This is a genomic window from Desulfobotulus sp. (genome assembly GCF_034006065.1).
In the GTDB taxonomy this organism is placed as follows: Bacteria; Desulfobacterota; Desulfobacteria; order Desulfobacterales; family ASO4-4; genus Desulfobotulus.
In genome coordinates, this window is record NZ_JAVETM010000015.1 from 47,855 (window position 1) to 71,835 (window position 23,981).

Annotated in this window: 23 protein-coding genes; 14 read left to right on the forward strand and 9 right to left on the reverse strand. The window is 56.3% G+C overall.

The window, feature by feature from the left end:
- Nucleotides 1-4 precede the first annotated feature (4 nt).
- Complete coding sequence (locus tag RBR60_RS07685; protein WP_320355387.1) at nt 5-2,896, forward strand: EAL domain-containing protein; 2,892 nt, start codon at nt 5-7, stop codon at nt 2,894-2,896.
- Between the two features lie 118 nt (nt 2,897-3,014).
- Here RBR60_RS07685 and RBR60_RS07690 read toward each other — a convergent pair whose 3' ends face one another.
- From RBR60_RS07690 to iorA, 5 genes are all read right to left on the reverse strand, one after another.
- The gene (locus RBR60_RS07690) at nt 3,015-3,932 is read right to left on the reverse strand and encodes a DUF2156 domain-containing protein (RefSeq protein WP_320355389.1); all 918 of its coding nucleotides are present in this window, start codon (nt 3,930-3,932) and stop codon (nt 3,015-3,017) included.
- Nucleotides 3,929-4,384: a GNAT family N-acetyltransferase gene (locus tag RBR60_RS07695; protein WP_320355391.1), complete on the reverse strand. Its 456-nt coding sequence runs from the start codon at nt 4,382-4,384 to the stop codon at nt 3,929-3,931. Before RBR60_RS07695 ends, RBR60_RS07690 begins: the two co-directional genes overlap by 4 nt.
- Nucleotides 4,348-5,190, reverse strand: a complete 843-nt coding sequence (locus RBR60_RS07700) for a diguanylate cyclase (protein WP_320355393.1) — start codon at nt 5,188-5,190, stop codon at nt 4,348-4,350. The genes RBR60_RS07695 and RBR60_RS07700 overlap by 37 nt, the downstream gene beginning before the upstream one ends.
- A 447-nt stretch (nt 5,191-5,637) precedes the next feature.
- Nucleotides 5,638-6,225 carry an indolepyruvate oxidoreductase subunit beta gene (locus tag RBR60_RS07705; RefSeq protein ID WP_320355395.1) on the reverse strand — a complete coding sequence of 196 codons (588 nt, stop codon included), beginning with the start codon at nt 6,223-6,225 and terminating at the stop codon, nt 5,638-5,640.
- A 49-nt stretch (nt 6,226-6,274) separates the two neighbouring features.
- The gene (iorA, locus tag RBR60_RS07710) at nt 6,275-8,131 is read right to left on the reverse strand and encodes an indolepyruvate ferredoxin oxidoreductase subunit alpha (protein WP_320355397.1); all 1,857 of its coding nucleotides are present in this window, start codon (nt 8,129-8,131) and stop codon (nt 6,275-6,277) included.
- Nucleotides 8,132-8,556: 425 nt separating this feature from the next.
- Here iorA and RBR60_RS07715 point away from each other — a divergent pair, with 425 nt between their 5' ends.
- The 5 genes from RBR60_RS07715 (at nt 8,557) to RBR60_RS07735 (ending at nt 13,427) form a co-directional block, all read left to right on the forward strand.
- Nucleotides 8,557-9,216, forward strand: a complete 660-nt coding sequence (locus RBR60_RS07715) for an XTP/dITP diphosphatase (RefSeq protein ID WP_320355399.1) — start codon at nt 8,557-8,559, stop codon at nt 9,214-9,216.
- A 27-nt stretch (nt 9,217-9,243) separates the two neighbouring features.
- The gene (locus RBR60_RS07720) at nt 9,244-9,810 is read left to right on the forward strand and encodes a nitroreductase family protein (protein ID WP_320355401.1); all 567 of its coding nucleotides are present in this window, start codon (nt 9,244-9,246) and stop codon (nt 9,808-9,810) included.
- Between the two features lie 66 nt (nt 9,811-9,876).
- The gene (locus tag RBR60_RS07725; RefSeq protein WP_320355403.1) at nt 9,877-11,259 is read left to right on the forward strand and encodes an AmpG family muropeptide MFS transporter; all 1,383 of its coding nucleotides are present in this window, start codon (nt 9,877-9,879) and stop codon (nt 11,257-11,259) included.
- Between the two features lie 39 nt (nt 11,260-11,298).
- Nucleotides 11,299-13,029 (forward strand): DUF6178 family protein, encoded by a 1,731-nt coding sequence (locus tag RBR60_RS07730; RefSeq protein ID WP_320355405.1) that lies wholly within the window; start codon nt 11,299-11,301, stop codon nt 13,027-13,029.
- A gap of 29 nt (nt 13,030-13,058) precedes the next feature.
- Nucleotides 13,059-13,427, forward strand: coding sequence for a hypothetical protein (locus RBR60_RS07735; RefSeq protein ID WP_320355407.1), 369 nt, complete (start codon nt 13,059-13,061; stop codon nt 13,425-13,427).
- Between the two features lie 5 nt (nt 13,428-13,432).
- On the opposite strand, the gene RBR60_RS07740 is transcribed toward RBR60_RS07735, so the two are convergent.
- From RBR60_RS07740 to RBR60_RS07750, 3 genes are all read right to left on the reverse strand, one after another.
- Entirely contained in the window at nt 13,433-15,298 is a 1,866-nt protein-coding gene (locus RBR60_RS07740; protein ID WP_320355408.1) for a response regulator, read from the reverse strand.
- A 143-nt stretch (nt 15,299-15,441) separates the two neighbouring features.
- Nucleotides 15,442-16,197 carry an NAD-dependent deacylase gene (locus RBR60_RS07745; protein ID WP_320355410.1) on the reverse strand — a complete coding sequence of 252 codons (756 nt, stop codon included), beginning with the start codon at nt 16,195-16,197 and terminating at the stop codon, nt 15,442-15,444.
- A gap of 106 nt (nt 16,198-16,303) precedes the next feature.
- Nucleotides 16,304-17,143 (reverse strand): MBL fold metallo-hydrolase, encoded by an 840-nt coding sequence (locus RBR60_RS07750; protein ID WP_320355412.1) that lies wholly within the window; start codon nt 17,141-17,143, stop codon nt 16,304-16,306.
- Between the two features lie 252 nt (nt 17,144-17,395).
- Between RBR60_RS07750 and RBR60_RS07755 the strand changes: the two genes are divergently transcribed.
- Nucleotides 17,396-18,382 (forward strand): tRNA 4-thiouridine(8) synthase ThiI, encoded by a 987-nt coding sequence (locus tag RBR60_RS07755; RefSeq protein ID WP_320355414.1) that lies wholly within the window; start codon nt 17,396-17,398, stop codon nt 18,380-18,382.
- A 7-nt stretch (nt 18,383-18,389) separates the two neighbouring features.
- Here the strand turns inward: RBR60_RS07755 and rlmN are convergent, their stop codons facing one another.
- Nucleotides 18,390-19,508 (reverse strand): 23S rRNA (adenine(2503)-C(2))-methyltransferase RlmN, encoded by a 1,119-nt coding sequence (rlmN, locus tag RBR60_RS07760; protein WP_320355416.1) that lies wholly within the window; start codon nt 19,506-19,508, stop codon nt 18,390-18,392.
- Nucleotides 19,509-19,629: 121 nt separating this feature from the next.
- Here rlmN and ffh point away from each other — a divergent pair, with 121 nt between their 5' ends.
- The 7 genes from ffh (at nt 19,630) to rplS (ending at nt 23,933) form a co-directional block, all read left to right on the forward strand.
- On the forward strand, nt 19,630-20,964 hold the full coding sequence (ffh, locus tag RBR60_RS07765) for a signal recognition particle protein (RefSeq protein WP_320355418.1): 1,335 nt from the start codon (nt 19,630-19,632) through the stop codon (nt 20,962-20,964).
- Between the two features lie 27 nt (nt 20,965-20,991).
- On the forward strand, nt 20,992-21,249 hold the full coding sequence (rpsP, locus tag RBR60_RS07770) for a 30S ribosomal protein S16 (protein WP_320355420.1): 258 nt from the start codon (nt 20,992-20,994) through the stop codon (nt 21,247-21,249).
- 67 nt (nt 21,250-21,316) lie between these two features.
- Nucleotides 21,317-21,547 (forward strand): KH domain-containing protein, encoded by a 231-nt coding sequence (locus RBR60_RS07775; RefSeq protein ID WP_265425443.1) that lies wholly within the window; start codon nt 21,317-21,319, stop codon nt 21,545-21,547.
- 146 nt (nt 21,548-21,693) lie between these two features.
- A complete protein-coding gene (rimM, locus tag RBR60_RS07780; RefSeq protein ID WP_320355425.1) occupies nt 21,694-22,212 on the forward strand; it encodes a ribosome maturation factor RimM in 519 nt (172 codons plus the stop codon).
- Nucleotides 22,209-22,973: a tRNA (guanosine(37)-N1)-methyltransferase TrmD gene (trmD, locus tag RBR60_RS07785; RefSeq protein ID WP_320355427.1), complete on the forward strand. Its 765-nt coding sequence runs from the start codon at nt 22,209-22,211 to the stop codon at nt 22,971-22,973. The genes rimM and trmD overlap by 4 nt, the downstream gene beginning before the upstream one ends.
- Nucleotides 22,960-23,544: an RNA methyltransferase gene (locus RBR60_RS07790; protein ID WP_320355429.1), complete on the forward strand. Its 585-nt coding sequence runs from the start codon at nt 22,960-22,962 to the stop codon at nt 23,542-23,544. Before trmD ends, RBR60_RS07790 begins: the two co-directional genes overlap by 14 nt.
- A gap of 38 nt (nt 23,545-23,582) precedes the next feature.
- Nucleotides 23,583-23,933 carry a 50S ribosomal protein L19 gene (gene rplS, locus RBR60_RS07795; RefSeq protein ID WP_320355431.1) on the forward strand — a complete coding sequence of 117 codons (351 nt, stop codon included), beginning with the start codon at nt 23,583-23,585 and terminating at the stop codon, nt 23,931-23,933.
- Nucleotides 23,934-23,981: the final 48 nt, after the last annotated feature.

The window sequence follows — 23,981 nt, forward strand, 5'->3', positions numbered from 1 at the left end:
TATTATGGCCGAGACATCCGTTTTACCCCAGGACCTTGAAATGGTCCTTGAAACCCTTGAGCGGCGTATCCGTGAACTTTCCCAGGTTCTGGGAAAGGGGGCGGATCCACTGGATGCAGCGGACAGACTGCGTCTTGGGGCCTGGGATGTGGCGGATACGGGCCTTTGCATTGTGGATGAAGCGGGCTGTTTTGTGGATGTGAATCCCGCTTATACCCGTATTTACGGATACACAAGGGAAGAGCTTCTGGGAAAATCTTTTACCCGGATGCTGCCGCCGGAAAAAAGGGAGATGGGACAGAAAGCCCTGGATCTTTTTTTTAAAAACGGCGCAGAACCTTCCATGGAATGGGAAGTTCTGCATAAAGACGGCAGCCCTCTCCGGATTCTGGCCACAGCCGGGCTTTTGCAGGACAAGGAAGGCAGACGCTACAAGATCACCAGTGTCATGGATGTGGGAGAAGCCCGCAGGGCCAGGGAACTGCAACGGCGCTTTGGCCGTATTTTTGAAAATCTCAAGGAAGAGATCTTTCTCATTGATACGGAAACCCTCCTTTTTGAGGAAGCCAATGCCAGCGCCCTGTTCAATTCCGGATATGCGCTGGAGGAATTGCGGGAGTGCCACGCCTGGGAACTTTTCATGGGGCTTACGGAAGAGGGATTCCGGGATCTGGTGGAAGATATGGACCAGAGTACGGAATGCGGTCGGCTTTTTACAGCCCATATCTGCCGCAAGGACAAAACCTGCTATGAGGCGGAGCTGCGCCTGCAGCGCATTGAAACCGGCGAGGTTGCGGTTTTTGCCATGCTGGTGCGGGATATCTCTGACGCCATGCGTACCCTGCGGGCCTTAAAAGAAAGTGAAGAAAATCTTTCCGAAGCCCAGAAGATGGCGGGCATCGGGAGCTGGAAGTGGGAGCGGGGCACGGATAAGGTCTACTGGAGCGCTCAGATGTTCAGGATCCTGGGCATGCCGGAAAAGGGCAGCGTACCTTCCCTGGAAACCTTTTTGCGACGGGTGAGCGAAGGCGACAGAAAGGCTGTGCGCGAGGCTCTGGATGCGGCCTGGACGGATGGCAGAACCATTGGGCTTGAACACGGGATTGATGTGGATGGCGAGCTGCGGGTGCTTTCGGTCACGGGCAGGGCGGTGCGGGATGCCGAAGGTGAGGTGCAGAGGCTTGTGGGCACGGTGCAGGACATCACGGAAAAAAAACGGGTGGAGGCCGAGCTGCAGAAGCTGACCATGGCCATGGAGCAGAGTACGAACATTGTTTTTATCACGGACAGGGAAGGGCATATCACCTATGTGAACGCCATGTTTGAAAAGGTGACAGGCTACCTGCGGGAAGAGGCCATTGGTCAGAATCCCCGCATCCTGGCTTCAGGAGAAACCCGGCCTGAAACCTATGCCGCGCTCTGGGAAACTATCCTTTCCGGTCATTCCTGGCGGGGTGATTTTAAAAACAAGACCAAGACGGGCAGGTATTACTGGGGCAAGGGGCTCATTTCACCGGTGCGGGGATTGGGAGGGGAAATCGTCAATTTCCTGGCCATCCAGGAAGACATCACAGAAAAAAAGCAGACGGAAGCGCGAGCCCTGTACCTGGAAACCTATGATGTTCAGACCGGCCTTCTCAACCGGGACAGTTTCATCCGCAGATTGGGAGAAGCCTTTTCCGGTGGCGGTGCGGGTATGCTCATTGACATTGACAGCTTCAAGCTGGTTAATGATCAGATCGGTTACGCCAAAGGGGATCGGGTGCTGAGATTTCTGATCCGGAGTGTGCGTCAGATCCTGGATGCCCGGCTGCATGCGAATTCCTGGTTCATGGGACGTTTTGGCGGAGATCAGATGGCTGTTTTTGTGCAGAATATGGGGGCTGCGGAATGCCTGGCTCTGGGAGAGGAAATCCGCAGCCATGTGGAGGCCAGCCGTTTTGAAGACGGAGGCGTACGCCTGACCGTATCCGTGGGTCTGGCCCTCATTCCCGAGCACGCGGGGGATGCCATCACCTTTCTTGCCGTACTGGATGCCGCCCTGGGCAAGGCCAAGGAGCTGGGGAAAAACCGGTGCAGAATTTTTGTACCCGAAGATCGGGAAGGGGAGCTGAAACGGGCTACCTTTTATCAGAAACAACGCATTCTGGATGCCCTGGCCGGAGACCGTTTTGAGGTCTGGTATCAGCCCATTCTCCATGTGTCCTCGCAAACTGTTCTGCACTATGAAGCGCTTGTGCGCCTGCGGGAGCCGGACGGCAGGATTGTGCTGCCCGGCGCTTTTATCCAGGCTGCGGAACGACATGGTCTGGTGGGTTCCATCGACCGGGTGGTGGCGCGGAAAACCTTTGCCTACCAGACCCGGCTGAAAGAAAAGGGACGACTGGTATCCTTTTCCATGAATCTTTCGGGCAGGGATCTTGCGGATGCGGGGATGGCGGTTTTTTTGAAAAAAAGCATCCAGGAAACGGGGGCAGATCCCAAGCGGCTGATTTTTGAGATCACGGAAACCGCAGCCATCCAGGATATGGACAGGGCCCTGGAGTTCATCAGCCAGATGAAGGCCCTGGGCTGCCGTTTTTCTTTGGATGATTTTGGTGTGGGGTTCACCAGTTTTGTCTACCTGCGGGAGTTGGGGGTGGATTTTATCAAGATTGACGGCTCTTTTGTGCGGAACCTGCACGAAAGACAGGAGGATCGCAGCGTGGTGCGGGCCATTGTCCAGGTGGCCAGGGAAATGGGCATCCGCACGGTGGCGGAGTTTGTGGAAAAACCCGAAACCCTGACCCTCTTGTCGGAAATAGGCGTGGATTATGTTCAGGGTTTTTTGATCGGCAAACCCGCCCCTGCCTCCCTGGACCTGAAAAATGCCCTCACCAGCCGGATGGTGGGGTAAAGACGGAAGGATTTTTCCAGAAGAGAAGAAAAAATTCCCGGAATCTGCGCGAGAAGTCTTAAAATGCGGATTCCGGGATTTTTATGGGCCAAGGGGATGGAGAATTTTTCCCTTGGGATCAGAGGTCTTTTGCCGTGAGAACAAAGGATTTTTCTTTGCGGATGGGGTGGTAGGAGTTTTTGGCATGGGCCAGCCCCGGCTCGTCCATGTCCGACTCCTTGTTGATGAACACGATATCCGGTGAAAAGAGCCTGCGGCAGCACTCCCGGTCAAAATATTGATAAAGTCCCTTGATGGACCCGAGAGCCTTTTCAAAGTGGAGTACGCCCATGTCCTGGGTGAGGCGATTGGCAATGCCAAAGGCCACAAGCCTGCCATCGATTGAGAGACGCAGGCCTCTGAAATGCGAGTCGTCAATGAGGCGGATGGCGTTGGCTGCGGCGATTTTTTCACAGGCCATGTCCGCTTCCGGATCCCGCTCACAGTTTCTTTCCCTGCACCAGAGCTCAAGAAAATCCAGACATTCGGGAATATCCTCAGGGCCTATGGCGGCAATGTGAATGCGGTCTTCCGTGAAGCTGCGTTCAAACTGAGAGATGAGGTTGCGTTTTTTGGAGTATTTTCTCCCCTTGAGCTCGCTAAGATCCTCTTTGAGGTAAATATAGTCCGTGTAGGCGCTTTGTTCTTCCACCCGAAAGAAAACCTCAAGGTCCTTTTCTCCCACCTTGCGGATCCAGGTTTCGGGTACAAACCAGTAGGTGGGAAAACCGGAATCCAGGCAAAGCCGATGCAGGGCCTCGGGCGTCCAGTCTTTTTCCGGAGCCAGCGGCAGGATCAGATGCCTCAGTTCTGTCTTCTGGGTGTATTCCGCGGCGATGATGAGGCTGTCTTCCGTAAGGGCGGCCACAGGATAATAGGCCTGGGTCTGCCAGGAGAGAAGGGAAGGCAGGGAATAGCTGCACAGCGGGTAGGCCTGATTTCTGAAAAAAGGAGCCAGTCTGTCATAGTCTTGCAGGGTGATCTTGTGAAACTTCATCTGCTTTCCGAATGTTCCGGGCCAAGGCCCATGATGTGAAGGGTTTTTTCATGGAGCATGGGCAGGGACCTGGGCATGACCCCAAAACCCAGCTTTTCATAAAAAGGATGGGAGCCCCGCTCGGCAATGAGGCCGATCCACTCGATGCCCTGCTCAAAAAGAAGGCGGCAGAGCTCTTCAATGAGACGGCCTCCGATGTTGTTTCCCCGGTGCGGTGGGGCTACGGTGACATCCTGGATGTAGGCATCGGATACGCCGTCACTGATCACTCGGCCCATACCGATGATGCGGCCCTTTATTTGGGCGGTCAAAAAAAGATGGCTACCAGCGACGATGCGGGCAACCATGTGGGTGTCCGGAGGTCCCTGCCACCAGTTTTCTGTCTGGTAGAGGGTGAGAATTTCCAGACATTCATTCAGTCCGGGGTCTTGGAGGACCAGGAATTGAGGCATTGGAGGTATTCCTTGGAATGGGTGTCCAGAAGGGTTGTGATCTGGTTGCGGCCGTTTTTCTTGGAGCAGTACATGGCCATATCCGCCCTCTGGATAAAGGTGGTGATGTTTTCCTGCATCCGATACTCGGTGGCGCCGATGCTCACGGTGACCTCAACAGGGCTGGAGGTGCTGGCAGGCAGAAATTTTTCCCAGCTTAAGGCTTCCTGAATGCGGCGGGCGACCACCAGGGATTCGCCTGCGTGGGTTTCCGGTAGAAGGATGGTGAATTCTTCGCCGCCATAGCGGAATCCTGAATCCATGGCCCGCAAGGAGTTTTTAATGATAGTGCCCATGCGCATCAGTACCCGGTCTCCTTCCAGGTGACCGAAGGTATCATTATAATCCTTGAAATGGTCAATGTCGAGGAGCAGGAGGGATAGGGAGTGCTGGTATCGGTAGCAGCGCTCCACCTCTTTTTCGATGCGGGTGTAAAAATGCCGGGAATTGTAAAGCCGGGTCAGTTCATCGGTGATGGACAACTCCTTGAGCTTGGCCATCATGATTTCCCTTTCCTGGGTGAGCTTTCTTTCCCGCAGAACCCGTTTGAGGCGCAGAAGGATCTCCTCAAAGCGTGCGGGTTTGAAAAGAATGTCACTGGCTCCCCTGCGAATGGCCTCTTCATAGGAATATTCGGCGCTGTACCCGGTCATGATGATGACATCCGTGTCATAGTGGGAACGGATGTGATCGGTGAGTTCAAGGCCGGACATGCCGCCCATCATGATATCGGTAATCACCACATCCACAGGCCCTTTGCTTTCCATGTAGGCGATGGCCTCCTCTGCACTGGACACAGCGGCGGTGTCAAAACCATCCCATACGGATATAGGTTTCCATGGCGGAACGGATGGCGCTGTCGTCGTCCACAACGAGAATGCGTGTCATGTGGAGGTTTCCTTAAGCCTTGGGTCCATTGCAAGATGTCGCGGGCGCGGAAAATCCGGATGAAACAAAAAGAGGGTTTGGATCAGGAAATCTGAAAACCAGACACAGCCCTTTTTACGGGAGCGGAGAGGGGACTTCAAAGTTTCCGCTTCCATGGGGTACCATAGCATAGCCAGGTGCGGGGATGGAAGATCCAAGGAGAAAAGGGTAGAACTTAAAAAAATGCGACCCTGGGCCAGATCCTTGGAGGCGTACTGGCCCAGGGGGATGAAGACAGAAATAAGAAACGGGTTCGCTTAAAGCCCAGACGCTGGGCTTGGAAGGGGTCAGGCGGCTTTTGCAAAACCCTTTTCAAAGGCGCTTAAGTTCATGTCCACAAAGCTTTTTTTGGTGCGGGTGCGGATGGCTTCCCGGACGGCTTCTGCGGAAATGGGCAGAATGCCTGTGCCCACGAGGGTGCCGAGGAGAACCATGTTAAGGCACATGGGGTTGCCCGCTTCCTCGGCAAGGCTTGTGGCGTCAAAGGCGATGAGGCGGCCGGTTTTGGCCTTCAGCACTTCCGTCACCGTATCCAGTTCCGGATATTTTCCCCTGCCGATCACGGCGGTGAAGGGGGGCAGGGGCCGGGTGTTGGTGATGGTCACGGTATTGGGGTTGCATTTTTTCAGAGCCCGCAGAGCCTCGCAGGGTTCAAAACTCACAAAGAGATCGGCTTCCCCGTCGGAGATGATGTTGGACCGGGCATCTCCGAACACAAGAGCCGATTCCACCACACCGCCCCTCTGGGCCATGCCGTGGATTTCGCTCATGCGTACGGGAATGCCGGACATGAGGGCGGCTTCACCAAGAACATGGGAGGCGAGCAGGTTGCCCTGACCGCCGACGGCAACAATGATGAGACGTTTGGGTTCCATGGGTTTCCCTTATTGTTGGATAAGGGCCGGAATACCGGCCCGTTGGCGTTTACAGGCTCTTTGCCGGAACAATGGCCTTTTCAGGGCAGGCCTGGGCGCAGAGGGCGCATCCCACGCAGAGGTGGGCATGGATGCGGGGCATGTTGTTTTCCAGGTAAAAGGCCGGGCATCCCAGGGCGTCCACGCATTCCCTGTGATTTTTGCATTTTTCCGGGTCCACCTGGAAGGGCTTGCCCTTAAGCTGCTTGAGGGCCTTGGCGTAGAGGGCGCATTTTTCCTTGGCAATGATGACGGAAACACCCTCAAAGGCCACGGCTTCCCGTATGGCTTCCATGGTTTTTTTCACGTTGTAGGCCCGCACCACGGAAACATGCTTAACACCAACGGCCCGCACCACGGTCTCGATGTCCACCATGTTGTAGTTTTCCATGGCAAGCTCAGTCATATCCACGCCGGGGTTGGGCTGATGGCCGGTCATGGCCGTGGTGCGGTTGTCGAGGATGACGAGGGTATAGTTGTGGTTGTTGAACACCCCGTTGATGAGCCCGGAAAGACCGGAATGGAAGAAGGTGGAATCACCGATGAAGGCCACCACCTTCTGATCCGTTACCGTGGAAAAGCCGCAGGCCGTGCCAGCGGAAGCGCCCATGCAGACCACAAAGTCCCCCATGCCGAGGGGCGGAAGAAAGCCTAAGGTGTAGCAGCCGATATCCGAGGGAAAGACCACATCCATGCCTTCGCAGGCCTTTTTGGCCGCATAGAAGACGGATCTGTGGGAGCATCCGGCGCAGAGGGTGGGCGGCCGCATGGGAAGATCGGGAATGCCGGAGGCATCCACGGCCTGGGTGGCCGGGCAGTCAAAGCCAAAGAAGGTGGCCACGTTTTTCCGCACCATGGCGGGATCGAATTCGTAGAGCCGGGAAAAGAGGGTCTTGTCCTTTCCTGCAATGGGAAGGGTGAGACCCTCTTCCTGGGCAAAGGCCTTGACCGCCTCTTCCATGAAGGGCTCGCCCTCTTCAATCACAAGAACCTTGTCGCAGGTTTTCAGGAAATTCTTGATGGTGTTTGCGGGCATGGGATTGGTGAAGCCCAGACGCAGGATTTTGACCTGTCCTTCGGCCTTGAGATCCTTCACCGCATCCGCCGCATAGGTATAGCTCACGCCGTTGGCGATGACACCGAAACGGCCTTCACCCTCAACGAAGTTGAAGGAAGAGCTTTCCGCCATTTCCTGGGCTCTGTCGAGGTCGGCCAGGAGCTTCACATGGAGCCCCCTTGAAACCGCAGGCACGGTGACGCAGCGCATGGGGTCTTTTTTGAAGCTTCCCTTGGTCTTGCGGAGAGGCAGCTCCCCGAGGGTGACCACGGCGGTGGAGTGGTTGATGCGGGTGGTGGTGCGGAAGAGGACGGGGCGACCCAGGCTTTCGGAAAGGGTGAAGGCTTCTTTCACCATTTCCTTTGCTTCTTCCACGGAGGAGGGCTCCAGCATGGGCAGGCCGCCGAATTTGGCGTAATAACGGTTGTCCTGTTCGTTCTGGCTGGAGAACATGAAGGGATCGTCGGCCGTGAGGATGACAAGGCCACCCGTAACCCCCACATAGGCAAGGGTCATGAGTACGTCCGCAGCTACGTTCAGTCCCACGTGCTTCATCATGCACATGCTGCGGATACCGCAGTTGGCCGCAGCGGCAGCCACCTCCAGGGACACCTTTTCATTGGTGCTGTATTCAAAATAAAGATCACTTTCCTTGGACATCTGAAAGAAGTTCAGAGAAAGTTCGGAGGAAGGCGTGCCGGGGTAGGTGGATGTAAAGGCCACACCCGCTTCCATGGCTCCCCGGGCGATGGCCTCGTTTCCGAGCAGGAACATGGCTTCGCCGGGTTTGTCGGTGAGAAGTCTGTGCATGGTCAATTCCTTGGGTAAAAATGACGGCGAGAAGCTCCGCATTGCTTCAGGGGGCATCCGGAAAAAGGAAGGGGCCACTTGAGGCAAGGTGCAGAGGCGTTTGGGGGCGTACGCCGGATCTGTGGATCCTGGAACGCGCCGCATACAATGTCGGAAATTCATATACCAAGGGTATTCGGGGTGTAAACCTTTTTTATGATGGCCCTTCCTGACGATTTTACGCGTGGGCTGCGGAGTTGATGAACGCTTCTGGACAGATCTCTTTCTTCGTGTCCCATGTCTACCTTTTAAGATCTGGACTTTGTCCGGGAAACGGTGGCATTCCTTTACAAGGCGAGTCCCCTCGACTATAAGCTTTGTGATTTAAGCATAAGCACGATGCGTGCCGATCTTTTGGCCTTTCAGGACCGTTGGGAGAAGAAGAAATGAAACAGAAAATCACTCTGGTTCTTGCAACCAGGAATCCGGGAAAAGTCCGGGAGCTTGCGGCCATGCTGGAAGGATTTCCCGTGGATATCAGAAATCTTTCGGACTTTGGTCCCATTCCGGAGATTGATGAAGATGGGGATACCTTTGACGCCAATGCCTATAAAAAGGCTTCCCTCACAGCCCGGTATCTGGGTTTTGCCACCATGGCCGATGATTCCGGCCTTGCTGTGGAAGCCCTGGATGGTGCGCCGGGCGTACATTCCGCACGTTATGCAGGAGAAGGAGCTACGGATGCGACCAACAATGAAAAACTCCTTGCTGCCATGCGAGGAGTGGAAAATCGTAAAGCGGCCTTCCACTGTGTGATTTCCATTGCCGTACCCACAGGCCAGGCCCTGACCTACGAAGGCCTTTGCCAGGGCGAGATTCTTGACGCACCCCGAGGGGAAAAGGGCTTTGGCTATGATCCCCTGTTTTTCTGTCCCGAGCTGGGTAAGACCTTTGGGGAGGCGGATCTGGCGGAAAAGGCTGCGGTCAGCCACAGGGGAAGGGCTTTAAAGGAAGTCCGGGCCGAGTTTGAGAAAATTCTCATATGGCTTGAGCAGAATCTTCCCCGTTTCCAGCGCTTTGCCTGCGTGCGTTCAGAGGAGACCTGATTTTTTTGAAAAATTAGGAGGTAGAAAATGCTGAAGTCCCTTGTGACCCGGAGCCGGTCCATCCGCCGTTTTGTGGAGGGAGAAGTGCCGGGACGGCAGGTGCTGGAGGATCTGGTGGATTTTACCCGTCTTGTTCCATCGGCGGGAAATCTGCAGGTGCTGCGCTACCGTTTGGTTTTGGATTCAGAAGAAAGGGCCGGGATTTTTCCGGCCCTTGGGTGGGCCGCTTATTTAAAGGACTGGAAGGGGCCGGAGCCAGGAGAACGTCCTGCGGCCTATGTGGTGATCTGCGGGCCCGTGAAGGGGGGTTCCCTTGTTTTCTGCGATCTGGGCATTGCCGCTCAGACCCTGGCTCTGGGGGCTGCGGAAAGGGGGCTTGGGTGCTGCATGCTGGCAAACATGGATAAGGGGGTTCTCCGGGAGGTTCTTAAAATTCCTGAAGATCTGGAAATTCTCCTGACCCTCGCCCTGGGAAAGCCTGCGGAAACCGTGGTGCTGGAACCCATGGAGCCGGAGGGTTCCGTGCGGTACTGGCGGGATGAGCGGGGGGTGCATCATGTGCCTAAGCGTGACCTTGCCGGGCTTCTTCTGTAAGTGCAGAAGCTGACCCCTGGATTTTGAAGAAAAACATGCCAAGCCTTGAGGAGAGGACGATCTGTCATGGAAATCAGAACCAAGCACCGCTCCTGGGCTTCGGCCTTCGGGGTTTACCGGCATCCACGGGTTCTGGGGATGCTCTTTCTCGGATTTTCCGCAGGCCTTCCCCTTCTGCTGGTGGGCGGGACCTTCACGGCCTGGCTGCGGGATCTGGGGGTGAGTCTTGCGGCCATCGGCTTTTTAAGCTGGGTGGGCATGGCCCACAGCATGAAAATCCTCTGGGCGCCGGTGGTGGACCGCATCCCCCTGCCCTGGCTTACGGCCCGGATGGGCAGACGGCGTTCCTGGATGCTGCTGGCCCAGATTTTCCTTTTTGTTTCCATTCTGGGCATGGCCCTTTCCGACCCACGGGAAGATCTTGCCTGGATTGCCCTCTGGGCCGTACTGGCGGGTTTTGCTTCCGCCACCCAGGACATTGCCATTGACGCCTACCGCATTGAGGCTGCGGGCAAGGAGACACAGGCGGCCATGGCGGCGAGTTATGTGCTGGGCTACCGCGTGGCGCTGCTGGCTGCGGGTGCTGGCGCCCTGCACCTGGCTTCGGCTTCGGGCTGGGATTGGGCCTATGGGATCATGGCCGTCCTCATGGCCGTGGGCATGATCACCACCTGGATCATTGATGAACCCGATGTGTTCGTGGATGAGGAAACCCGGCTTCTGGAAAGGGAGATGGCCGCTGTGCGGAAAGCGGAGGGTTCGGGTTTTTTCAGGGAAATGCGTCTTTGGCTTGCCGGAGCCCTGATCGGTCCCTTTGCGGATTTCTGGAAGCGTTTTCGTTTCACAGGTCTTGTGATTCTTATTTTCATCGGTCTTTTCCGCATCAGCGACATTTTCATGGGGGTCATGGCCAATCCCTTCTATCTGGACCTGGGCTTCACCAAGGCTGAGATCGGCAATGTGGCCGCAGCCTTTGGCCTGGCCATGACCCTTACCGGTGCGGCTCTGGGCGGGGTGCTGGTGGCCCGCTTTGGTATCATGCGCATGCTGATTATCACCGCCATTCTGGCTCCCCTGACCAACCTCACCTTTTCCTGGCTTTCCTGCCTCGGACCTGAAGTGTACGGCCTTGTTCTGGCCATCATGGCGGATAATATCAGTGGGGGCATGGCGGTGGCGGTCTTTATCGCCTATCTGTCGAGCCTCACCAATACGGCCTATACCGCCACCCAGTATGCCCTGTTCAGCTCCATCATGACCCTTCCCGGTCAGTTTTTTGCCGGATTCACCGGCATGCTGGTGGAGCATGTGGGCTGGTTCTGGTTTTTCATTTCCTCGGCCATTATCGGTCTGCCGGGCATTGTGCTGGCGTTGGTCCTCCTGCGTCTTGCAGACCCGGACAGGATGCGCCAACCGGGTCGCAGGGCCAGGGTGGAAGTTCAGGACTGAGAAAAAATCGAGACGAATTCTAAAAAAGAGGTGACCCTGATGACGTCCTCCCTGTCTTCCCATGAACAGCGCCTTGCCGCCCTTGCAACAAAGAGACAGCGTCTCGACGCCCTTTCCGAAGAAGGGGCCCTGGAAGCCCTGCTTTCGGACCCTGAGGCCGCAGCTCTGACCCATTCCTTTCCGGAAGAGGATTTTTTCCTTTTCATGCACCGCATCGGGGCGGATGACTTTCTGCCGGTTCTGGCCCTGGCCTCGGATCGGCAGTGGCAGTTTGTCCTGGACATGGAATGCTGGCAGAAGGACATGCCGGACTACGGTGCCATGGGGCTCTGGTTCAGGCGTTTTCTCAAGGCTTCTCCCGCCCGTTTTGTGAAGTTTCTTCTGGAGGAGGAAGGGGATCTCATGGATGCCTGGCTTTTCCGGAATGTGGAGGTGCGCATCCGGGAGCATGACGAGGACCCTTCGGATTTTCCCGATGGTTTTACCACCCTCGATGATGTTCTGTATTTCAGGCTTCGTCCCCTTTCCGAAGAATGGACAGAGGATGCGGAAAAAAGCGAAGCCCGCGAAGAGGCAGTTTTTTCTTTTGTCCGGCATCTTGCGGAAATTTCCCATCCCCTGTTTTTCCGGGTGTTCCAGGAAATGGCCTGGGCCCTTCCCGCAGAGCAGGAGGAAGCCGCCCTCCACTGGCACAGGGTCCGGATGGCGGAAAAGGGCTTTGCTTCCCAGCAGGAAGCGCGTCTTCTCTGGGTTCCCCTGGCAGAAGGCGAGTTGGAAAAGCAGGGGCGTAAGCACCTGAACAGGGCTCCTGATGGAGACTGGCGCTTCACCCTGCCGGAGCATGGACGGCGCATGGCCGAAGACCGGATTTTTTCCGAAGCCCTGGAGCTTCTCGATATGGGAGATGTGCTTGCAGACCTGCACCTGGAACTGGCCCATCTGTGCAATCGCTTTGTGGCGGCCCAGGGCAGAGTGATCCGCTCTCGGGAAGCGCTGGACGCCATGGGGCAGGCGGTGATGGGTTATCTTGAAGCAGGGATTGCCCGCATCACAGGGGAAGAATCGCCCACGCCTTTACTGCGGGCGCAGATTTTGCGGACCTATCGGCTGGATGCGGTTTTCCGGGCGGGTTTCGGGCCTGTTATGCGCCTTAAATGGCGGGTGCAGGCCTGGTGGCCGGAGGCCTGGTTCCGTAAAAGCGGTCTGGCCCTTTCTTTCTGGGAAGAACAGGGCATGGGAATTTTGGGGGGCCTGCTTCTGGAAGTTCCCTTATGTCTGGATATGAACGCGGCATCAGGTCGGCTTTACCGTCCTTTTGCTTCGGATGCGGAGATCCGGGAAACGGAAAAAACCGTTTCGGATCTCATGACTCTGGATGATCTGCTGGCCCTTCTGGGGCTTTCCAGCGTGGATCCCATGGGAAGGCTCCTTACCTGGAAGAACCTTCTTTTAACGCTCTGGGCCAAAGACAGCCTGGATCCAGGGGAGGTGGCGGCTGTCCTCACGCCTCTGCATGAGGAGCGTTTCCGGTCTTTTTTTGTCCGGATACGGGAGGAAAGGGTGGGGGGCTTTTTTCTCAGCCCCGCATCCAGGGATGCCTTTCTTCTGTGGCTTTCGGATCGCACACGCCTGGACCGTGAACAGATTGCAGACCGTGTGGGCGGGATTCTGGAAGCGCTTTTTCAGGAGCTTGACGGTGAGCTGGCCGCCATCCGGCCGGAAGCTCTGGATCATCGCTATGTACGCCTTTTTCTGCTGCGGCCTGCGTGAGAGAAAGGGACAGGAAAAGCAGGGCCCCCTTGCGGTGGCCCGTTTTCACCGAGTACCGCCAGGGAGATCCTCTACGCCTTCACAGCCTTTGCCCTGGATGCCCTGCTGGGATTCTCTCCGGAAAGAGGGGAAGCCCCAGAGCCGGAAAAGGCGGAAGCCCAGGCCCGGAAACCGGATGCCCCTGCTTTCTGGGGGGGGAAGACAGGGAGTACGCAGGCCTTGTGGCTGTGGCGGATGCCAGTATACCGGAGGCCTTTATCCGAAGACTGGGGAAGCCACTTTTCTGGAGATCCAGCCGGGCCTTTTTCCCCCTTATGCAGTCTGTGTATGGAAAGGCTGCGGCTGTGGGTCTTGATCTGTGTGCAGGGAGGATGGGGGAAGTGAGAGAGGCGGAGTAGGATTTTTATGGGAGCAGGGATGCAAGATTGTGCGCAAGATCCTTTGCCGTGAAAGGCTTGCGGAGAAAGGCGTTGATCCCAGCGTTGCGGGCGGATTTTTCCTGGTTTTCCAGGGTTTCTGTGGAGACCATGAGTATGGGAAGGGGAGTGCCCATTTCCTCCCTGAGGGCGCGGGTGAGTTCAATGCCGTTTTTGTTGGGCATGTTGAGATCCGTGAGAACCAGGGAGAAACGCGTGGGGTCGGGCCGCAGACGATTGAGGGCATCGAGGCCATCCCGGGCCGTTTCCACGGCATACCCGTACTGGGGCAGGAGGGTCTCGTAGAAGCGACGCATGGTGGGGGAGTCGTCCACCACAAGAATGCGGGGTCTGTCCGGAGGAATCTCTCTGATGGCCTGGCGGAGAAGGGCCTCGCAGCCCTGACGGGTTCCGGGGTCAGAAATATGGGCGGAGGCTTCCAGAAAACGATGCAACAGGCGGCGGTTCTGGCTCTGGGCTGCTGCCTGCACAATGTCCCTGGCCAGTTTGCGGTCCTGGGACAGGCCGAGAAAAAGATGGGTGGCCTGCATGGCGGCGATGGCGGCGACAAGGGTGGAATGGGCCTGGGGATTTACGGTCATGGATTGACGGACAGCCTGGATTCCGGATTGGGGATGCTGATGGTTCAGACCGGTGATGGCGGCGCAGACCACATCCTGATTGGGGTCTTCCAGGGCCGCACTTAAGGGAAAAAAAGTCTTTTCCGAGGGGATTCTTCCCAGGGCCTCGCAGGCGGAAAAACGTACACTGGCATTGGGGTGGCGCAGTTGTTCACAAAGGCAGTCCAGGGCCTGGGGAAGCCCCATATGCCCAAGGACAAGGGCGCCAATGATGCGTTCCTGATCATTGGCCCTGCGCATGGCCGCCATGAGAGGAAGGAGCGCCTTTTCCCCGGCCTGTGCGAGTAAGGTGGCCACCACCTTACGCACCAGGGCATCCTCGGGATGCAGATGGGAGGCGAGGGCGGTATAGGCATCCGGGCTGCCGATGGCCGCCAGGGCGCCTGCGGCGTCCACGGCGATGAGTGTTTCCGGATGAGAGATGAGGCGGGAAAGAAGGGCAATGTCCCGGGTATCGGCCTTCTGGGCAAGGCTTTCAATGGCTGCAAGGCTGCGGAGGGTATCCTGACCCTGAATTTCCCTGTGAAGCTGTTTTCGTGCCTCAGGATGGGAAAAAGCCCCCAGGGCGCGAATCAGGGCTTCAGTTTCGTCGGCATGTTCGCTGACGTGAAGGAGGGAAAGCAGAAGGGGCAGGGCCTCTTCCTCAGCCAGGGTTCCGGCCATGCGGGCGCAGAGGGTGCGGGTGCGCCCCCCTCCTTGCTCCAGCCCCAGAAGGATCAGCTCTGGAATGGATCTGAGAAGTGTCTGTATCCTGTCGGTGAGTACGGGCAGAATGGCGGTATCGGCTTTGGGATCGTCGATATACTGAAAAAGTTCAGGGATATGGACATCTGAATTGGAGGCGTCAAGGGTTCCCAGCCAGGGGATGATGTCGATGAAATCTGCAGGGATGCCCGGAGTATAGTCGGTGATTCTTTCAGGTGTATGAAGGTTTTTCAGAAGATGGGCGAGAACTCTGGGGGCTGTGGGCATCTTGAGGCAAAAGGGAGAGCCGTCCAGCGGACGCCCCAGCCCGATGCGTAAAGGGTGAGAGGATATTGCTTCAGGGACCGGAACATCGGGTCCCAGAAAGAGGACATCGTCGGGTCCCATGTGTGGAACATCTGGATTTTTTTCAGGAAAAACCTGGTATCCGAAGGTTTTCAGCCACAAGGTAAGGTGGCGTTGACCGAAGGGGGCGTTCCAGAAGATATGGGCCTTGGGAGCTTGCATGGAGGCGCCGGAGTCCTTTGATGTGAGAGTGCCTGAAAAGTATCTGAACCCATGTTTTCGGGGCCTGTCCCAGGATCTGGGGCTTGGGGACGGGCCTTTTTTCGATGATTGATATCCTAAGACCGGGATGGGCCGCAAGGGTTTTACCGGGGACCGGGAGCTGTTCCCAGGGCTGCAACAAGCCGGGGCAGGATATCGCCTGCAGATCCGCGGAGAAATCCATCCGCAATTTCTGAGGATAAAGGCGTGGGAGCGGGATTGATTTCAAGAACCACAGCGCCGGAAGCCTTGGCCATGTGGGGAAGCTCCGCAGCAGGCCAGACTTCAGCAGAGGTGCCGATGACCAGCATGAGGTCGCAGGAAAGGGTCAGTTTTTTTGCCCTTCGCATGGCTTGTTCAGGAATGTTTTCTCCAAAGAATACGCAGTCCGGTCTCAGGATACCGCCACAGGAACACAAAGGAGGCAGTTTTTCAAGAATAAGGTTGGTCAGTGACTGTGTGCGGCCGCAATCCGTGCACAGGATCCGGGCAAAGCTGCCATGGAACTCAATCACCTCGCGACTGCCCGCAGCCTGATGGAGGCCGTCGATGTTCTGGGTGATGATTCCCATCATTTTTCCTTTGTTTTCAAGGTCACAGAGGGCCTTGTGAGCGGCGTTGGGGTGGGCCTTTTCCAGTACGTCCTTCATGGTGCGCAGCAGAACATCCCAGACTCTGGCCGGATTTCTGTGAAAGGCCCGGATGTGGGCAAACTCCATGGGATCCATGGTTTCCCATAACCCGCCTTTCCCCCGAAAGGGCGGGATGCCGCTTTCCACAGAGATGCCAGCCCCTGTCAGGGCCACTGCGCGTTTGCTTTTCTGGAGTATGTCTGCGGCGTCTTGCAGGGAGAAGGACACGGGTTTTTCCTTTCAGAAAGACTGGAAAGGCTATGGACCTTGAAATGTACAAATAGCCTGGCGGGCCCCATGGGGAGGCGGGACAGGCCCTGGGAAGACTTAGCGCTTAAAGATCAAAATGCATATCCGCAGCAACGGCAAAACATTCAAGATCTTTGTTGGCTCTGCGGATGCACAGGCGCGCCTCGTCGACGATGGCGTCAATGGCCTCATCGGAGCGCTCCTGGTTATGGTGAAAAAAACCCAGCCGTTTGACCCCGGATTCCATGGCCAATCGCAGCACATCCGTATATGCGGAATGACCCCATCGTATTTTTTCCCCGTACTCCTCCGGAAGGTATTCCGCATCGTGGATGAGCAGATCCGCATCCTGGCAGAAATGGCGGTATTCTTCAAAGGAAAGTCCGCCCGGATGGCGATATCCCAGCTCATTATCGGTTAAAAAGACAAAGCTTTTGCCCTTTTCCGTAAAACGGTATCCGCAGCCGCCATTGGGGTGGCTTAAGGCAATGGGAGTGATGTGCAGCGAGCCTAAGGAAAAATCCTGGGGGCATCCATCCCTGAAAAGGATTTTTGCCTTCAGGTCCGAATAGTTGATGGGAAAATTGGGGGGCGTCATCACCCGGGTGATCATGGATTCCGCATACCCTTCTGCGGAGGGACAGCGAAAAACATGGATGGTGGTTCCTTCACGGAATATGGGCTTGAAAAAGGGAAAGCCCATGAGATGGTCCCAGTGGGCGTGGGTGAAGAGCAGATGATAATGGAAACGCTTTTCTTTCAGGAGCTGATTGCCGAGACGGCGGATACCGGTTCCGGCATCCACAATCAGGATATCGTTATCGCAGCTCCGGATCTCCATGCAGGCGGTATCGCCGCCATAGCGGTTGTACTGAGGCCCGGATACGGGAATGGAGCCGCGTGCCCCCCAGCACTTCACATACATAAGCGCCTCTTTCGGGGTATCGGGAAGGGGTTTGATCAGCCTGTTTTTCAATCTTCTTACGATGTGACAGACTCCATACTTGTCCGAAAAGCCCGGAAGTGTCAATGGAATTTGGCGCGGATCCGGGCTTTGTGGAAAGGGGTTTTCTTGCAAGGCCAGGGCTTTTGATGTAAAGACCCGAATTGCTTTACGGATGGAGTGCTCGCAGGTCGGGTGTTGTTTTTTTAAGGTTTTCTCATTTGGGAACGGTTAATGATGAAGAAGGTAAGGGCCCTTGGCCTTTCTTCGGGCGGTCTGGACAGTATCCTGGCGGCTCTGGTGTTGCGGCGCCAGGGCATTGAGGTAAGCTGGGTTGCCTTTGAGACGCCTTTTTTTGATGCAGAAAATGCGCGGAAAGCTGCCCTTGCCCATGGCATCCCCTTCAGGGTGGTGGACATTACGGGCGTATATCTGCCCATGCTGAAAGCTCCTGCGGCGGGCTATGGCAAGGCCATGAATCCCTGCAAGGACTGCCACGCCCTCATGTTTCATGAGGCGGGCCGGATCATGGAAGCAGAAGGCTTTGATTTTCTTTTCAGCGGAGAGGTCTCCGGCCAGAGACCCATGTCCCAGACCCGGTCTGCCCTGCGGTATGTGGAAAAACGGGCGGGATATGAGGGCCGCATTCTTCGTCCCCTTTCGGCGCGTAATCTGCCGCCGACCCAGGTGGAAGAGGAGGGTCGGGTGGACCGCAGCCAGCTTCTGGATTTTCAGGGCAGGGGCCGTAAGCCCCAGTTGGCTCTGGCCAGAGAGCTGGGGGTGCGGGATTTTCCTGCTCCGGCCGGGGGGTGCCTGCTCACGGATGTGACCTTTGGGAAAAGGCTGAAGGATCTTATGACCCATGATCCGGAAGCAAAGCCTACGGACTATCATCTGCTGAAAAACGGACGACACTTCCGACTCTCTCCGGAAGTGAAGCTCGTGGTGGGGCGCACCCAGGCGGATAATGCTGCCCTTGCGGTGCATTTTGACGCCCGGTTGCACACTCGTATTCAGACGCTGAATTTTCCAGGTCCTCTGGCCTTTCTCTGCGGACCGGCTGGTCAGCAGGAGCGTCGGCTTGCTGCAGGGCTGGTGGCAGGCTATACAAGGGCGGCAGACTCCGTTTCTGTCACCCTTGTTCTGGATGGCTGCGGTGGCGAGGAAAAAGTGGATGTGCTGCCCGTCAGAAGTCCGGAGATCCGGGAAAAGATGGTCTGAGGCCCGGTTAAACTTCTGTTTCGTCTTTGCCGGGGTGGGGCGCAGGGTTTTCTGACTGGGCTTTCCCCGCAAGCTGGCCGCAGGCCGCCCCGATGTCTTCCCCCTTGCTCCAGCGGATGATGGCCGTGTATCCCTTGTCCAGAAGAATCTTTAAAAAAGCGTGGATGTGGGATTCCACAGGACGCTGGAAGGTGCTGCCGGGGTGTTCGTTAAAGGGAATGAGATTGATCTTGGCCTTGATGCCATTGAGACAGCGGGCGAGACGGCGGGCATCCTGGAGGGAATCATTGACGCCCTGGATGAGAATGTACTCAAAGGTGATTTTCTGGCGGGGTGCCAGGGGATAGCGGCGGCAGGCTTCCAGCAGGTCTTCGAGGGGATAGGTCCTGCTGATGGGCATGAGCGCTTCCCGGGTCTTGTTCTCCGTGGCATTCAGTGATATGGCAAGGTTGATCTGGGTGTCACGGCCGAGATCCGCCAGCCTGGGGAGAATGCCTGCGGTGGAAACGGTGATCCTGCGTTTGGAGAGCTTGAGTCCGCAGTCACCGTCCGTGAGGATGTCGATGGCTTTTTTGACGTGGGTATAATTGGCAAGGGGTTCCCCCATGCCCATAAAAACCACATTGGAAAGGCGGGGTTCCTTTTCTTCAGGGGTTTTTGCAGCTTCCTCCTGCATGGAGCGCCGGATGTCCCGCACCTGAGCCACAATTTCTCCGGTGCTGAGGTTGCGGGTAAAACCGCCCTTTGCCGTCATGCAGAACCGGCATCCCTGAGCGCAGCCCACCTGGGAGGAGATGCAGAGGGTGTGATGATCCTTTTCCGGGATCAGCACGGATTCAATGAAATGACCGTCTTCAAGGCGGAAGACAAATTTTTGGGATCCGTCCCTGGAAAGGTCGGTGCGGGCAATGTCCAGGCGTTTCAGGGTGAAAATTTCACCCAGCCTTGCCCGGAGTTCCTTGCCCACATCTGTCATCTGCTCAAAGGTATCCGCCTGGTGCAGGTAGAGCCATTTATGGATCTGATTGGCCCGGAACGCGGGCAGACCCTGGGAAGTGAAATACTCCCGGAGTTCGGGAAGGGTAAAGTCCAGAATATCGGGTTTTTGTGCTTGTTTTCTTGTCATGTCCGGAGTCTTTGGTTTGGGGGGACGTCGGGGAGGCTGGGGTGTGCCTGATTTCGGTTGACTTATCACCCTTTGCCCGTTAAATTCAAGCTTTTGATTTGAACCCCTTGGATGGCTTTTCATGTTTGACAGCTTAAACGAAAGACTCGGCAGCGTTTTCAAGGCCCTGAAGGGCAGAGGGAAGCTCACCGAGGCCCACATCGAAGACGGTATGAAGGAAGTGCGCATGGCGCTTCTGGAAGCCGATGTCCATTACCGTGTGGTCAAGGATTTTGTGGCCGGGGTGAAGACCCGCGCCCTGGGTCGGGAGGTCCTGGAAAGCCTCACGCCTGGGCAGCAGGTGGTTAAGATTGTCTATGAAGAGCTGACCCGTCTCATGGGGGAAACCAGCGAGCCTCTGAGCCTTGCGGGTCCCAAGCCTGCCGTGGTGATGATGGTGGGTCTGCAGGGTGCGGGTAAGACGACCTCTGCGGCCAAGCTGGCCCTTTATCTGCGGAAAAGTGGTAAAAAGCCCTATCTGGTTCCTGCGGATATCTACCGACCTGCGGCCATTGACCAGCTCCAGAAGCTGGGAGGTGAGATCGGGGTTCCGGTCTATCCTTCGGAAACCCGTCAGGATCCTGTGGAAATCTGTCTTGCAGCCAGGGAAGAGGCCCGCAGGCAGGGTTGTGATGTGTTGCTGGTGGATACGGCAGGCAGGCTGCATGTGGATGAGGCCCTCATGGAGGAACTGGTCCGTGTGCGGGACAAGATGACCCCTTCGGATATTCTTCTGGTGGCAGACGCCATGACGGGCCAGGATGCCGTGAAAATGGCTTCTGCCTTTGATCAGACCCTGGGTATTGGCGGGATTGTCCTGACCAAGACCGATGGGGACGCAAGGGGCGGTGCTGCCCTTTCCATCCGTGCGGTGACGGGCAGGCCCATCAAGTTTGTGGGGGTGGGAGAAAAAATTTCCGCTCTGGATCTTTTTCATCCGGACCGTATGGCTTCCCGGATTCTGGGCATGGGAGACACCCTTTCTCTCATTGAAAAAGCCCAGGAAATGGTGGATGAAAAGCAGGCAGTGGAGTTGGAGCGTAAGCTCCGGAAAAATGAGTTCACCCTTGAAGATTTTCGGGATCAGTTGCGGCAGGTCCGGAAAATGGGTCCCATCGGAGATCTTCTGAAGATGTTGCCCGGTGTCAGTGAAAAGGCCTTGGGTAAAATGAATATTGATGAGCGTGAGCTGGTGCGTGTGGAGGCCATTATCAACTCCATGACCCCGGAAGAGCGCAGGCGTCATGCCATCATCAATGGTTCCCGCAGAAAACGCATTGCCCGGGGCAGCGGGACGACGGTGCAGGATGTGAATCAGCTTCTGAAAAATTACACCCAGGCCATGAAAATGGTCAAAAAATTGAACAAGGGTGGTTTAAAGGGCATGCGCGGGATGCGCGGCATGCTTCCCTTCTAAAAGATCGTTGCAAGGAGACTGGAAAAGATGGCTGTAAAAATGAGACTGACCCGGATGGGCACCAAGAAAAAACCTTTCTACCGCATTGTGGTTGCGGATTCCGAAGCCCGCCGTGATGGTCGCTTTATCGAGATCGTGGGTACTTACAATCCCCTGAAGGATCCTGTGGAAGTCACCATGAAGGATGAGCGGGTTCGTTACTGGCTGGGTGAGGGTGCCATTCCTTCGGATACGGTGCGCAGCCTTCTGAAGAAAAAGGATATCACAGGAACGTCGCCTGCCTGATGGGTGTGTTTCCTTAAAAAAACAGCCCTTCCCCTGTCCCAACTTTGGTATTGCAAGGAGATGCGCGATGAAAGAGCTGATCGACTATATCGCCAAAGCTTTGGTGGATCATCCGGATCAGGTGGTGGTTTCAGAAGTGGAGGGAAATCAGACCTCTGTGCTGGAACTGAAAGTGGCCAAGGAAGATCTGGGGAAGGTGATCGGAAAACAGGGCCGCACAGCGCGCGCCATGCGGACCATCCTGAGTGCGGCATCGGCCAAGGTAAAAAAACGCACCGTACTTGAAATCATTGAGTAGGGTGCCAGAGGTCCTGTCCGGAATGTATGCGGTGGCCCAAGGTGTATTGTCCGCTCGGGGCAGATCTGGTTTCGGGTGTGAGCCTGAGCCGGGAGCTGGGTTTTTTGTGGGAGACCCGCCGGATTTTTTTTCGGAATAGGGATGCAATGAAAGCCGTACGCATAGGAAAAATTGTGGGCGTCCATGGCCTTGCCGGGAACCTCAAGGTATATTCAGACGCAGAGTCCCTTGAGGTATATACGGATTGCGGTCCCCTCTGGATACGGGAAAAAAAAGGTGTGGACCCGAATCAGGCATTCCGGGTCAGGCATGTGCAGGTTCATAAAGGGCCTGTACTTTTGCTGCGTCTGGAGGGTATTGAAGACTGCACCGCAGCCGAAACCCTGGTCGGCGGGGTCATTTACGCGGATCGGAATCGCTTTCCCGAGCCTGAGGAAGGGTATTATTACTGGAGCGACCTGATCGGCCTTGAACTCCGAACCCCTGAAGGGCGTCACCTTGGCTACATCCGCAGGATCATGGAGGCCGGAGGGCATGAAATCTTTGAAGTCAGCGGAAACGGCCGTGAGTTCATGGTGCCTGCCCACGCTTCCGTGGTTTCAGCCGTTTTTCCGGATGAAGGATACATGACCGTGGAGCTTCCGGAAGGACTTCTGGATCTGTGAAGACAGCAATCCCCCGGCATTTTGCGGCGCTTACCATTTTCCCGGAAATGTTTGATGCCTTCTGGGCGACGGGCATGGTCCGAAGGGCCATTCTCGGAGGCTACATCCAGGGCCGTGCGGTGAATCTGAGGGATTTTGCCGAGGGTGTACACAAGGCGACGGATGATAAGCCCTACGGCGGTGGATGCGGCATGGTGATGAAGCCGGAACCCCTCATGCGGGCTATCACCCAAACCCGAAAGGAGATCCTTGGCGCACCCGTTGTCATCATGACGCCCCAGGGTCTTCCCTTCAGCCAGTCCCTGGCGGAGGATTTATCCCGGGAAAAAGGGCTCATTCTCGTATGCGGCCGGTATGAGGGCATTGATGAACGGGTTTGCCTGGAGGCGGATCTGGAACTTTCCATCGGTGATTATGTTCTCACCGGAGGCGAGCTTGCCGCCATGGTGGTGATGGATGCGGTGACCCGCCTGATTCCTGGTGTTCTGGGGGGGGAAGCATCTGCGGAAAAAGAGTCCTTTTCTGGTGGCATCATTGAGCATGCCCACTACACCCGGCCTCCGGTGTATGAAGGTATGGCAGTTCCGGAGGTGCTTTTATCCGGCAACCATGCCGCCATTGAGGCGTGGCGACAGGAATATTCCCTGAAACGGACTTTTTTGAAAAGGGCGGATCTTCTGGAAGGACGGGAATTGACACCGGAAGAACGCACCATTCTCAGAAAATGGAGCCAGGAGCTTGCACGTCTTGCCAAAATCTGAACTGTACATGGCCCTTGTGCATTTTCCTGTGGTAAACAAAAACGGGGAAACCATTGCTTCGGCGGTGACCAATCTGGATCTCCATGACATGGCGCGATCCTGCCGTACCTATGGTGTGCGGCGTCTTTTTGTGATAACGCCTCTGGAAGATCAGAAACGGCTGGTGCAACGCATTGCCGGTCACTGGACTTCCGGTGTGGGAGCCACGCACAACCCGGACCGGAAAGAAGCTCTGTCCCTGATCCACCTCTGCCATGACATGGCGGAAGCGGTGCAGTGCGTGGCGGAAGAGGGGGGGCAGCGGCCCCTGGTTGTGGCGACAACGGCAAGGCTCCATGCAGAAGCCATGTCCCATGAAACGCTCCGGGATATCCTTGCCGGAGGGCAGCAATCCTGCCTTCTGGTATTCGGTACGGCCTGGGGACTTGCGGATTCTCTGATGACGTCTGTGGATCGGGTGCTGGAACCGGTTCTGGGCAATACGGTATACAACCACCTTTCGGTGCGTTCCGCAGCAGCGATCCTTCTGGATCGCCTCACAGGAAAGCCACTGAAGGGATCAGGCATTTAACGGATGCGGGAAACACCCGCGAAATCTGGGGGAAGCAAATGAACATCATTGAAAAAATTGAACAGGAAAGCATGCGTCTGGACCTGCCGTCCTTTGGACCGGGAGATACGGTAAACGTGCATGTGAAAATCAAGGAAGGGGATAAGCAGCGGATTCAGATTTTCAAAGGCGTGGTGATCAGCCGGAATCGCGGTGTCACTCCCCAGGCCTCTTTCACGGTCCGCAAGATTTCCGGCGGGGTGGGGGTGGAGCGTGTTTTTCCCCTGCATGCGCCTGTGATCGACAAAATTGAAGTGGTGACCCGGGGCCGTGTGCGGCGGGCCAAGATTTACTACCTGCGGAACCTGCGCGGTAAGGCTGCCCGTATCAAGGAAAAGGGAAGCTACTGATCCTGCCACCCCTGCCGGGCCCAAAGGGAATCCGGCAGGGGGCGGATG